At 65.1% G+C, this 12,709-nt stretch carries 9 protein-coding genes; 8 read left to right on the plus strand and 1 reads right to left on the minus strand.

Annotated elements, in window-relative coordinates; translation table 11 throughout:
• Positions 1-91: 91 nt before the first annotated feature.
• From hutH to EWM57_RS15625, 8 genes are all read left to right on the plus strand, one after another.
• A complete protein-coding gene (gene hutH / locus EWM57_RS15590) occupies positions 92-1,591 on the plus strand; it encodes a histidine ammonia-lyase (protein WP_129922085.1) in 1,500 nt (499 codons plus the stop codon).
• A 60-nt stretch (positions 1,592-1,651) separates the two neighbouring features.
• Positions 1,652-3,556, plus strand: coding sequence for a T9SS type B sorting domain-containing protein (locus tag EWM57_RS15595; protein ID WP_129922086.1), 1,905 nt, complete (start codon positions 1,652-1,654; stop codon positions 3,554-3,556).
• Between the two features lie 74 nt (positions 3,557-3,630).
• Positions 3,631-4,239, plus strand: a complete 609-nt coding sequence (locus EWM57_RS15600) for a 2,3-bisphosphoglycerate-dependent phosphoglycerate mutase (protein ID WP_129922087.1) — start codon at positions 3,631-3,633, stop codon at positions 4,237-4,239.
• 94 nt (positions 4,240-4,333) lie between these two features.
• A complete protein-coding gene (locus EWM57_RS15605) occupies positions 4,334-4,972 on the plus strand; it encodes a bifunctional 4-hydroxy-2-oxoglutarate aldolase/2-dehydro-3-deoxy-phosphogluconate aldolase (RefSeq protein ID WP_129922088.1) in 639 nt (212 codons plus the stop codon).
• A gap of 11 nt (positions 4,973-4,983) precedes the next feature.
• On the plus strand, positions 4,984-6,132 hold the full coding sequence (gene dgoD / locus EWM57_RS15610) for a galactonate dehydratase (protein ID WP_129922089.1): 1,149 nt from the start codon (positions 4,984-4,986) through the stop codon (positions 6,130-6,132).
• 95 nt (positions 6,133-6,227) lie between these two features.
• Entirely contained in the window at positions 6,228-7,220 is a 993-nt protein-coding gene (locus EWM57_RS15615) for a 2-dehydro-3-deoxygalactonokinase (RefSeq protein ID WP_129922090.1), read from the plus strand.
• Between the two features lie 16 nt (positions 7,221-7,236).
• A complete protein-coding gene (locus EWM57_RS15620; RefSeq protein WP_129922091.1) occupies positions 7,237-8,160 on the plus strand; it encodes an SMP-30/gluconolactonase/LRE family protein in 924 nt (307 codons plus the stop codon).
• A gap of 196 nt (positions 8,161-8,356) precedes the next feature.
• Positions 8,357-10,531 (plus strand): bifunctional alpha,alpha-trehalose-phosphate synthase (UDP-forming)/trehalose-phosphatase, encoded by a 2,175-nt coding sequence (locus EWM57_RS15625; protein ID WP_129922092.1) that lies wholly within the window; start codon positions 8,357-8,359, stop codon positions 10,529-10,531.
• Between the two features lie 82 nt (positions 10,532-10,613).
• On the opposite strand, the gene EWM57_RS15630 is transcribed toward EWM57_RS15625, so the two are convergent.
• The gene (locus tag EWM57_RS15630; RefSeq protein WP_129922093.1) at positions 10,614-12,401 is read right to left on the minus strand and encodes a glycoside hydrolase family 15 protein; all 1,788 of its coding nucleotides are present in this window, start codon (positions 12,399-12,401) and stop codon (positions 10,614-10,616) included.
• Between the last annotated feature and the right edge of the window lie 308 nt (positions 12,402-12,709).

A 12,709-nucleotide genomic window follows, 5' to 3' on the forward strand; every position in this document is an offset into this window, starting at 1 on the left:
CCTTTTTATTTCCGCCCGGCCGGGCCCGGGTAGTCAGTTCCAAAAGAATTGAGGAACTTTCGGACCACCCAACCCCGCTTGCCACCCGTTTATGCCCGCCGACGACTACCTCATCAGCCCCGACTCCCACCTCGACCTGCCCACCCTGCGCCGCCTGCTGGCCGATAAAACCACCGTCAAGCTCAGCGACGAAGCCCGGCAGCGCATCGAGGCCTGCCATCAGTACCTGCACGACCGGCTCGAGCAGTCGGATGCGCCGGTGTACGGCATCAACACCGGCTTCGGGGCTTTGTGCAACGAGAGTATCGCGCCCCAGGAGCGGCAGCAATTGCAGGTGAACCTAGTCATGTCGCACGCCTGCGGGACGGGCGAAGAAGTACCCGAGGAGCTGGTGCGCCTGATGCTGCTGCTCAAAGTCCAGAGCCTGAGCTACGGGCACAGCGGCGTGCAGCTGGCCACCGTGCAGCGCCTGCTCGACTTCTACAACCGCGACATTTTCCCCATCGTCTACCAACAGGGCTCCCTGGGCGCCAGCGGCGATTTGGCCCCGCTGGCCCACCTGTGTTTGCCGCTGCTGGGACTGGGCGAAGTCAACTACCAGGGCTACCGCCTGCAGGCCGCCGACGTGTTGAGTTTGTTTAGCTGGGAGCCGCTGGCGTTGGAAGCCAAGGAAGGGCTAGCCCTGCTCAACGGTACCCAGTTTATGCTGGCCTACGGCGTGCACTGCCAGCTGCGGGCCGAGCGGCTCGCCGATGCCGCCGACGTTATCGGCGCGTTGTCGCTGGAAGCCTTCGACGGCCGGCCCGAGCCCTTCGATGCCCGCCTGCACCGGATCCGGCCCCACGCCGGGCAGCTGAAAGTCGCCGAGCGAATCCGGGGCCTGCTGGCCGGCAGTGAGCTGCAAAGCCAGCCCAAAACCGCCGTGCAGGACCCGTACTCGTTCCGCTGCCAGCCCCAGGTGCACGGTGCCTCCCGCGACGCGCTGGGCTACGTGGCCCAGACCCTCGAAACCGAGTGCAACGCCGTCACCGACAACCCCAACATCTTCCCCGCCGATGATTTGATTCTGTCGGGCGGCAATTTCCACGGCCAGCCCCTGGCCCTGGCCCTCGACTTTCTGGCCATTGCCGTGGCCGAGTTGGGCAGCATCTCGGAGCGGCGCACCTACCAGCTCATCAGCGGGCAGCGCGGGCTGCCGCCGTTTCTGGTGGCTGAGCCGGGCCTGAACTCGGGCTTCATGATTCCGCAGTACACCGCCGCCGGCATCGTGAGCCAGAACAAGCAGCTTTGTACCCCCGCCTCCATCGACAGCATTGTGAGCAGCAACGGGCAGGAAGACCACGTGAGCATGGGCTCCAACGCCGCCACCAAGGCCCGCCGGGTCGTGGAAAACGTGGAGCAGGTGCTGGGCATTGAGCTCATGAACGCCGCCCAGGCCCTGGCCTTCCGCCGCCCGGCCCGCACCTCCCCGGCCCTGGAAAAAGTGGTGGACGCCTTCCGCGAAAAGGTGAAGTTCGTGAGCCGGGACCGGGTGCTCTACCCCGACCTGCACGCCGCCGCCGCCTTCGTACGCACCTACGCCTGGGAATAGGAATTGCTATTTTTAAGGCGGCCGAAAACGGAAACGCGCCGGGCTCTCGTTATGAAGACAGTGAATACGAAACTGCTTTTTCTGCTGGCGCTGCTGCTCTGCGCGGCCGGCGCCCCGGCGCTGGCCCAATGCGTGCCCAACCCCGACCCGACCACCAACTTTCTGGTGTACCGGCCCGGGGGCAGCACGCCCGTGACTGAGCTCTGCGTGGGCAACGTTTACCGGCTCAAGGACGCCAGCGGCCGCAATATTCCGCCCGCCCTGGTGCGCTACGCCAAGCTGCCCGCCCTGACCTGCAACCCCGCCGACACCGATACGAGCACGTTTTACACGCCCGCCGCGGCCGGCACCGTGGTTATCACCCAGAACACGCCCAGCGCCGACCCGCTCAAGCTGGGCGTGATCTTCGGCCGCTCGTTCGTGGTGCGCGCCCTGCCCGACCCGTCCTTTGTTCTGACCACCTGCTCGCCGGGCGTGGTCCAGGTTACCATCGACGACCAGATCTACGACCAGTACCTGGTGCAGATTGGCAATGCCCCGGCCGCACCCGCCTTCCGTAATACGCCCACGCCCTATCCCACGGGCAGCGCTACCACCGTGCGGGTCACCGGCATTTTCCTCAACGGCTGCACCCGCGAAGCCACCAAGTCCTTCACGCCCAAGCCGGCGGCCGTCCAGCCCCGGCTGCGCCGCCTCGATGCGCTCAACGGCAGCTTCACCTTTCAGTTTGGCCCGCTCCAAACCGACTATGACTACCTGCTTCAGCAAACCGGCGGCCCCGGCCAGCCCAGCTTTCCCGTGTCGGCGGGGCTGGCCAGCCTGACCATCCCGGCTACGCCCGACGGCCGCGGCTGTTACCGCCTTTTGCTCTCCGACGCCTGCTCGCCCAGCGTTACCAGCCTGGCTTCCAATGAGCTCTGCGCCGAAACCCTGACCGGCACTTCCGCCGATGGCCGCAACATCCTGACCTGGACTCCGGCCAATGCCGCTGCCACCTACGTGCTGCTCCGCAACGGCGTGGCGCTGCCCGCCGGCGCGTCGCCCTATAGCGACTCGGTGGGCATTACCTGCGGCGTCACCTACCGCTACCGCCTCGAAGCCACCGTCGGCACCGGCGCCACGGCGGCCGTTTCGACGGCAGAAACCAGCGTGCTGACTTCCGCGCGGCAGATGCTGCCCGTGCCGCGGGTGTTTGCCAGCTTCAACCCGCGCAACCAGGTGCAGCTCACGGCTACCGTGCCCAATCTGCCCGCTGGGGGCCAGCTGCTGTACCTGCGCAACGGCCAGCCCCTGGCTACTACCGCCCGCCGCACCCTGCTCGACTCTACGCTGGTATTAAGCCAGGGCGCCTGCTACTCGGTTCGGTTCACCGACGCCTGCGGCAACCAGTCGGCGGCCGGAGCCAGCTTCTGCCCGGTGCTGCTGACGGCTAAAGCCGCCGACGCCGACGGCACCCGGGCCCAGCTCACGTGGTCGGCGCTGGGCAGCCCGGTGGCCCCGGGCACGGTGCGCTACACCGTGGAAGCCCAGCTGGCCGACGGCTCCTGGCGGCCCGTCAGCGCCGCCCTCACCGACCTGGAATTTCTGGATTTGCAGCCGCCCACCGACCGGCAGCTGCTGCGCTACCGGGTGGCGGCCTCGGCTCCCGGCCAACCGGTGAGCTACTCCAACGTGGCCTCCGTCCCGCGTCAGCTTAAGGTATTTCTGCCCACGGCTTTTAGTCCCAACGGCGACGGCCTCAACGACGTGCTGGAAGTGAAGGGCCGCTTTCTGACCACGTTCCGCTTCGTGGTCGTGGACCGCAACGGCCAGGAAGTGTTTCGCGCCACCGACCGGACCCAGACCTGGAATGGCCGCATCGGCAACGAGCCGCCGGTGCTGGGCGCCTACGTGTGGCGCTTCGAGGCCACCGACGAAACCGGGCAGCGGGTGCTGCAGCACGGCACCATCACCATCGTAAAGTAGCGGAGTAGGCAAAGCTCATCCGTTACTCACCCGGGCCGCGCCTTCTTGCCCGCTGCTCACCAACTTTGCGGCCCATGGCGCTTTTAGTTCTTGTCCGCCACGGCCAGTCCGTGGCCAACCTAGCCAACGTCTTTACCGGCTGGCTTGACGTGGCTCTCACGCCCCAGGGCGAAGCCGAGGCCCGCCAAGCCGGCCAGCGCCTGCACGCCCTGCACTTCGACCTAGCCTACTGCTCGACGCTGATTCGTTCCCGGCGCACGCTGGAGCTAATTCTGGCCCAGCTTCACCAGGACTCGGTACCCGTCGTGGCGGCCGACGCCCTACGGGAGCGGATGTACGGGGCTTTGCAGGGCCTCAATAAGGCCGAAACCATCCGCAAGTACGGGGAGGACCAGGTCAACCGCTGGCGACGCAGCTACGAGGATGCCCCGCCCGAGGGCGAAACCCTGCACCACACCCAGCAGCGCGTGTTTGCGTATTTTGAAACCGAAATCGGGCCGCAGCTCCGCCGGGGCAAAAACGTGCTGGTCGTGTCCCACGGCAATACGCTGCGGGCCCTGCGCATGCAGCTCGAAGGCCTGAGCGTGGCCCAGGTCGAAGCCCTGGAAATCCCGACCGGCGGCATCCGGGCCTATGATCTGGACCCCGATCTGCGCATCCGCCGGGCCTGGGACCTGCCGTAAGACTCGGGCAAAGGCGGGGCGCGGGTCGGCAAAAAGCCGCCGGCCTACGTATTGCCCCTAGATTGTCGTTCGTCTCACTCTTACCCGCCGCGCTATGTCGTCCGAGGTGTTAGCTCATTTGCTGGAGCACAAAGTCGTTTCCATTATCCGGGGGGCCGACCCCGACCGGCTCGTCGATATCGTGCGGGCCCTGCATGCGGGCGGCGTCCGGTCGGTGGAAATTACCATCAACTCGCCCAAAGCCATGGCCGGCATCGAACGGCTCAGCGCGGAGCTGGGCGAGCAGATGATGATTGGGGCCGGCACCGTGCTCGACCCCGAAACGGCCCGCGCGGCCCTGCTGGCCGGGGCCCGGTTTATCATTTCGCCCACCCTGAACGTGAAAACCATCCGGATGACCAAGCGCTACGGCGCCATCAGCATTCCCGGGGCCTTCACGCCCACCGAAATCCTGACCGCCTACGAGCACGGCGGCGACATCATCAAGGTGTTTCCGGCCACGCTGGGCGCCGGCTACCTCAAGGACATTGCCGGCCCCCTGCCCCACATTCCGCTCATGCCCACCGGCGGCGTCACGCTGGCCAACATCCGCGACCTGCACGCGGCCGGCGCCGTGGCCTTCGGGCTGGGCAGCTCCCTGGTCGATACCAAAACCCCGGCTACGCCCGAGTACCTGACCGCGCTGACCGACAAGGCCCGGCAATTTGTGCAGGCCGTTTCCGCCGGTAACTAACCTTTCGCAATATGAAAATCACGGGCTTCCAGCTGTATCAGGTGCCGCCGCGCTGGCTTTTTCTTAAGATCGAAACCGACCAGGGCATCGTGGGCTGGGGCGAGCCGGTGGTGGAAGGCCGCGCGGCCACGGTGCACGCGGCCGTACAGGAGCTGATGCAGAACCTGATTGGGAAAGACCCCGCCAACATCGAGGACCACTGGCAGGTGATGTACCGGGGCGGCTTCTACCGCGGCGGGCCCATCCTGATGAGCGCCCTGGCCGGCATCGACCAGGCCCTGTGGGACATCAAGGGCAAATTCCTCGGCGTGCCGATTCACCAGCTGCTCGGCGGCAAGGCCCGCGACACGATGCGCGTGTACTCCTGGATTGGCGGCGACCGGCCGGAGCACGTGAGCCAGGCCGCCCAGGATGTCATCGACAAGGGCTTCACGGCCGTCAAGATGAACGCCACCGAGGAAATGGGCTACGTCGACTCCTACGCCAAAATCGACGCCGCCGTGGCCCGCATTGCGGCCGTGCGCACCGTGGGTGGCCCTCACCTGGGCATCGGCATCGACTTTCACGGCCGGGTGCACAAGCCCATGGCCAAGCTGCTGGCCAAAGAGTTGGAGCAGTTTCGACCCATGTTTATTGAAGAGCCCGTGCTGGCCGAAAACAGTGAAGGCCTGCGCGAAATTGCCCGACACACCTCCATTCCCATTGCTACCGGGGAACGGATGTTTTCGCGCTGGGACTTCAAAAAGCTGCTCACCGAAGGCTACGTCGACATCATTCAGCCCGACCTGAGTCACGCCGGCGGCATCACGGAGTGCAAGAAAATCATTTCCATGGCCGAGTGCTTCGACGTGGCCGCGGCGCCGCACTGCCCCCTCGGGCCCATTGCCCTGGCCGCCTGCCTGCAGGTGGACGCCACCTGCCACAACGTCTTTATTCAGGAGCAGAGCCTGGGTATTCACTACAACAAGGCCAACGACCTGCTCGACTACCTAGCCGATCCGACCGTATTTAAGTACGAAAACGGCTTTGCTAACATTCCCGACGGCCCCGGCCTGGGCATCGAAATCAACGAGGAGTACGTGAAGCAGCGGGCCGCCGTGGGCCACGACTGGCACAACCCCATCTGGCGCAACACCGACGGCAGCGTGGCCGAATGGTAAGCCCAAAGGGTTGCAGACCCGGCCTGTTCACTCCGTCATTTCCCGCATACCTAGCCTTTTTCCGCCGTTTAAACTATTAACCCAAGCCCGAAGCTATGCCCGCGCCAACCCGATTTCTGAGCTGTGACTGGGGAACCTCTTCGTTCCGGCTCAAGCTGGTGGAGCTGCCCGGCCTGCGGGTGCTGGCCCAGGCGGAGTCGGATGAGGGCAACGCGGCCACGTTTGCGGCCTGGCAGCAGTCCGGGCAGCCCGCCGGGCAGCGGGTGGCGTTTTACCAGGGTATCCTGACCAAGCACCTGCGTACGCTCGAACAGCAGCAGGGTACCTCGCTCCACGACGTGCCGCTGGTGGTTTCGGGCATGGCCTCCTCGACCATCGGAATGCGGGAGCTGCCCTACAAGCCCCTGCCCTTCGCCACCGACGGCTCGGACCTGACCACCCAGCTTTTTGCGCCCAGCGCTGCCTTCCCTTATTCTCTGCTGCTGATTTCGGGGGTAAAAACCGCCGACGACGTGATGCGGGGCGAGGAAGTACAGTTAGTGGGCTGCCACTTCGCCACCTCCGACCAGGAGCAGCTGTTTCTGCACCCCGGGACCCACTGCAAGCACGTGCGCGTCCGCGGCGGGCAGGCCGTGGCTTTGGAAACCTACATGACCGGCGAATTTTTCGCGTTGCTGTCCTCGAAAAGTATTCTGGCCGCGTCCGTGAAGGCCGGTGGGGAGCTGAGCACTGGAGCCCATCGGCAGGCATTTGAGCGAGGAGTGCGCGACAGTACTCAGGCCAATTTGCTCCACAACGCCTTCCGGGTGCGGACCAACGACCTGTTCGACAAGCTGTCCAAGCCCGCCAACTCGTACTATCTGAGCGGCATCCTCATCGGCGCCGAGCTCAGCACCTTCCCCGCCGACTACGCCGGCCACATCGTGGTGGCCGGAGAGCCCCACCTGCTGGAACACTACGCGGCGGCCCTGGAGCTGCTCGGCATCAGCGCCCGGGCGGCCTCCGTCACGCTCAAAGGAGCCGAGGAAGTGACGCTGCGCGGGCAGGCCGCGGTGCTGGCCCACGCCTGGCCCACTCACCAACCCTAACTTTTTCCCCGCGCCCATGGCTCCTGCTGCCGCCCCCGCCGCCCCTGACCTGACTGCCGAGCTGCTGCTGCCGGCCCAGGCCGCGCTGGGCGAGGGTGCCCTGTGGAACGGGCAGGACCAGCGGCTCTACTGGGTGGATATCGAAGGCCGGGTGCTGCACATTTTCGACCCCGCCACCGGCCACGACCGGCAGCTGCCTACCGGCTCTCGGGTCAGCACGGTGGTGCCCGCCGGCCCGGATTCGGTGCTCGTGGCCCTGCAAACCGGCATTCACCGCCTCCACACTACCACGGGCGCCCTGACCCCGCTGACTCCGCCCCTGCCCGATCCTAACCTGCGCTACAACGACGGCAAGTGCGACCCGGCCGGCCGTTTCTGGGTCGGGACGATGGTGCTCAACGATAAGCCCCGCGGCGCCGGCCTCTACCGCCTCGACGCCGACCACCGCCTCTACCAGCTGCTGGAGCACGTCACGATTTCCAACGGCTTGGTCTGGACCGCCGACCAGCGCACGATGTACTACATCGACACGCCCACGCTCAGCGTCCAGGCTTTCGACTACGACCACGCCACGGGCGCCATTGGCAACGGCCGCATTGCCCTCCGTTTTGCCGCCGGTGCAGGCTCCCCCGATGGCATGACCATCGACGCGGCGGGCAACCTGTGGATTGCGCTCTGGGGCGGCAGCCGAGTGGTTTGCCATAACCCGGTGAGCGGGCAGCTGCTGCAAACTGTGCACGTGCCGGCCCCGTACACCGCCTCCTGCGCCTTCGGGGGCCCCGACCTGCAAACCCTGTTCATCACTACGGCCCGCGCGGGGCTGAGCGAAGAAATTTTGCGGCAGTATCCGCACAGCGGCGACCTGTTTCAGGTTCGGCCCGGCGCAACGGGCGTACCGGCCAACAGTTACCGCGACCACACCAAAGACATTATAAACTGATATTCAGCCAGTAAACACGCATTTGATGAAAATTTTCAGCGAGGCCGGCGCAACGCATCTGCGCTACCGGCCGCCCTGAATTGGCCCCGTCGAAAGGGCAGTGCAGACTGCACCGTTCGGGCCCAGGCCGAAGTCGGAATGTAGCTGCAACTGGTTTTCCTGCGTACGACTAAGGGTTCACCATCCCGTCACGCGCATGCCCCAGACGATTATTGTATCCAACCGCCTACCCACCAAAGTCCAGCGAACCGACGACAGCCTGTCCTTCCAGCCCAGTGAAGGCGGCCTGGCCACCGGCCTGGGCTCCATCTACCGCCAGGAAGGCAACATGTGGGTCGGCTGGCCCGGCCTGTTTGTGCAGGACGAGGCGGAGGAGCAGTACGTCACCGAGCAGCTGAGCGCCGACAGCATGGCACCGGTCTTCCTGACCGAAGCCGAAATCCGGGACTTCTACGAGGGCTTCAGCAACTCCACCCTCTGGCCCACTTTCCACTATTTCACCCAGTTTGCCACCTACGAGCAGACTCACTGGGACGCCTACGTGGCCGTGAACGAGAAATTCTGCGCCGCCGTGCTGGCCCACGCCGGCCCCGAAGACACCATCTGGGTGCACGACTACCAGCTGCTGCTGCTGCCCGAGATGCTGCGCCGGGCCCGGCCCGAGGCCACCATCGGCTTTTTCCTGCACATTCCGTTTCCCTCCTACGAGCTGATCCGGGTGCTGCCCTGGCGCTCCGAACTGCTGCGCGGGATGCTGGGCGCCGACCTGATTGGCTTCCACACCTTCGGCTACATGCGCCACTTCTTGAGCGCCGTGTCGCAGGTGCTGGGGCTGCCGGCCCAGAACGGGCAGATTGAGGTGGAGCAGCGCGCCGTGCGCGTCGACGCGTTTCCGATGGGCATCGACTACGACCGGTACGCCGCCGCCGCCGACTCCGACGCGGCCCGCCAGCACGAGGCCGCCTACCGGGAAGTGCTGCGCGACACCCGTGTGATTTTGTCCATTGACCGGCTCGACTACACCAAAGGCATTGCCCAGCGCCTGCGGGCCTTCGAGCTGCTGCTGGCCCGCTACCCCGAGTGGCGCGAGCAGGTCAGCCTGATCATGCTCGTGGTGCCTTCCCGCGACCAGGTGGCGCAGTACGCCTCGCTCAAGGAGGAAATCGACGAGCTCGTGGGGCGCATCAACGCCCAGTTCCGCACCATCACCTGGACGCCCATCCACTACTTCTACCGCTCGCTGCCGCTCGAGGAGCTGGCCTCGCTGTACCGCTTGGCCGAGGTGGCGCTGGTAACGCCCATGCGCGACGGTATGAACCTGGTAGCCAAGGAGTTTATTGCCAGTAAGGCTGACCAACGGGGCGTGCTGATTCTGAGCGAGCGGGCCGGCGCGGCCCGGGAGCTGTCGGATGCGCTGATTATCAATCCTACCGATACGAACCAGCTAACCGAAGCCATGCACGACGCGCTGGTGATGCCCGAGGAGGAGCAGCGCCAGCGTATGACGGCCATGCAGGCTCTGGTAAGGCGTTACAACGTCTTTTCCTGGACCCGCCTGTTTCTCAATCAGCTGACCTACACCAAAATGAAGCAACAGACGCTGGCCACTGAATCGTTGGCCCCCGCCCCCACTACAATCTTGCTCGACGACTACAAAGCGGCTGACCAGCGCCTGCTCCTGCTCGACTACGACGGCACGCTGGTACCCTTCCACGCCAACCCCCAGCACGCCCGCCCCGACGAGGAGCTGCTGCTGCTGCGGGCCCTGACCGACATCAAGCAGAACCGGGTGGTTATCATCAGTGGGCGCGACCGAAATACGCTTGAAAGCTGGCTGGGCCACCTGCCCATCGACTTCATTGCCGAACACGGCGTGTGGCTGCGGGCCGCGGGCGAGGACTGGAACCTGTTTCAGCCCCTGCGCAACGACTGGAAACGGGAATTGCGTCCGGTGCTGGAGCTCTACGTGGCCCGCACGGCCGGTGCCTTTGTGGAAGAAAAGGACTACTCCCTGGTCTGGCACTACCGCCGCGCCGACGAAGAACTCGGAGCCGTGCGCGCCCGGGAGCTGCTCAACCACCTTTCCTTCATGACGGCCAACACCGATTTGCAGGTCATGGAAGGCCATAAGGTTCTGGAAATCAAGAACGCCGGCATCAGTAAGGGCGCGGCGGCCACCCGCTGGCTCAGCCAAAACACCGCCGACTTCGTCCTCGCCGTCGGCGACGACCGGACCGATGAAGATACGTTCCGGGCCATGCCGCCCACGGCCTACACCATCCGGGTGGGCTCGGCCCCGCACTCCTCGGCCCGCTTCCACGTAGCCTCCCCCACCGAAGTGCGCCAGCTCTTGCGCAAGCTGCTGACGTAGCAGCTTGCCGCTAGCACAATGCCACAGAAAAGGCCCCGTTTCGCGCGAAGCGGGGCCTTTTTTACATTGCCACTAGCTTGTTCTAGTGAGCCACGAACTGGGGCTGGTCCAGGCGCTGGGCAATGCGGTAGGCGGCATTGACCAAGCCCACATGGCTGTAGGCCTGGGGGAAGTTGCCCCACTGGGAGCCGGTTTTGGCGTCCACATCCTCACTGAGCAGGCCCAGGTGGTTGGTGTAAGTCAGCAGCTTCTCAAACTCCCGGGCCGCGTCGTCGAGGCGGCCCACGCAGGCCAGGGCCTCCACGTACCAGAAGGAGCAGATCAGGAACGTAGTTTCGGGCGTACCGAAGTCGTCGGGGTGGCGGTAGCGGTAAAACAGGCCCTCGGGCGTCTTGAGCTCTTTTTCCAGCTCCACCAGGTGGCGGCGCGCCTTGTCGGAAGCCGGGTCGAGGTAGCCCATCAGAATGAGCTGCATGGTGCTGGCGTCGAGGTCGGACGAGCCGATGGCATTGGTATACACGCCCCGTTCGGCGTCGTAGCACTCCTCAATGCGGGCGCTGGCCTCGTCGATAAGCCGGGTGGAGCGGGCTTCCATAGCCGCATTGCCGAGGGTGCGGGCCACCTGCCGGGCGGCGTGGGCCCCGGCCCAGTGAAACAGGAACGTGTAGCAGTGGCGCTGGGCAATGTGGCGGAATTCCCACAGGCCGGCGTCGGGCTGGTCGAGGGTGGCTTCCATCAGGCGCAGCACCTCGGTGGCCAGCTTTTCGGGCGGGAGCTGGTCGGGGTGGGCAAAGCGGCAGTCGACGTACAGCGGCAGCAAAGCCACCAGCACCTGCCCATACACGTCGTTCTGCACGTGGGTGTAGGCATCGTTGCCGATGCGCACGGGCTGGTTGCCGAGGTAACCGGCCAGGGGCAGCTCAATTTCCACCAAGTCGGCCTTGCCGCTGATGCCGTAGAGCGGCTGGTACTTGTCGCGCACCTTGGTGGAGATGTTGGCAATGAAGTGGAAATAGCGCTCCATCTCCTCGAAGTGGCCGATGTTGTTAAAGGCCGTCAGGATGTAGTAGGTGTCGCGCATCCAGCAGTAGCGGTAGTCCCAGTTGCGGGTGCTGCCGGGCGCTTCGGGCAGGCTGGTGGTGCTGGCGGCAATGATGGCGCCGGTGTCTTCGTACTGGTGAATTTTCAGGGCCAGGGCCGAGCGAATCACGGCCGCCTGGTGGAAGGTGCCAATGCTGGTGCTTTTCACCCACTTGTGCCAATAGTCCACCGTTTTACGCAAAAACTGCTCGGCCGTGGATTCCAGCGGCGCCTCCAGCGGGGCTCCGTAGGTGAGCACCAGGTACTTGGTCTCGTTGAGCACGAAGTCTTCCTCGTCGAGCACGTAGGTGAGCGGGATGTTGGTGGTGAGCCGGATTTCTTCCTCCAGGCCCAGAAACGCAATGTGGTTGGAGCTGCGGCGGCGGCTCAGCTCCAGTTCCCCGTACTGGCCCATCGGCCGGCAGGCCACCCGCACCCGGGGCGTGCCGGCCAGCGGCTCTACCTTCCGGATAAACATCAGGGGCTTGTAGTACCGGTCGTATTGGGCAAAGCGCGGGGCAAAGTCCGTGACCCGGTAGCGGCCGTCGGGGGCGTCGATTTCGGTGCAGAGCACGTTGGTGTTGGCCTGGTAGTACTGGCTGGTGCGGAACTCGGGCGCGGCGGGCCGGATGCTGAACTCGCCGCCCTTCTGGTCGTCGAGCAGGCTGCCAAACACGAAGCTGCTGTCGAAGCGGGGCCAGCAGAGCCAGCGCACGGCCGTATCGGTGCCGATAAGCCCGAGAAAGGCGCAGTTGCCGATCAGGCCCATGTCATAGGTGTGTTTCGTCATCAAGAGTCAGAGTTAATGCCAGCAACAGCCGGCGCAAAAACGGCCCGGCGGTCCACGGGCTTTGCTTATAGTACCCCGTTGCCGGGGCCCGGGTTGTCCTGCCCCGGGCCGGCGGAGCGCGGACGGCGCCCAGAAAAACACCCTCGCGGGGGATTCTACTCCCCGGCACCCGGGGGCAGGACATGACAAAAATCATCCTCTAAGCCAATGTTCGTCAGGGCATTAATATTTATATGTATGGATATTTGAAACACCGACTATTCCTTCTTCCACCCGGGCCGTTGCGGCCCATTACCCCACTCCGCCAT

The sequence above is a fragment of the Hymenobacter persicinus genome, assembly GCF_004167665.1.
Taxonomy (GTDB): domain Bacteria; phylum Bacteroidota; class Bacteroidia; order Cytophagales; family Hymenobacteraceae; genus Hymenobacter; species Hymenobacter persicinus.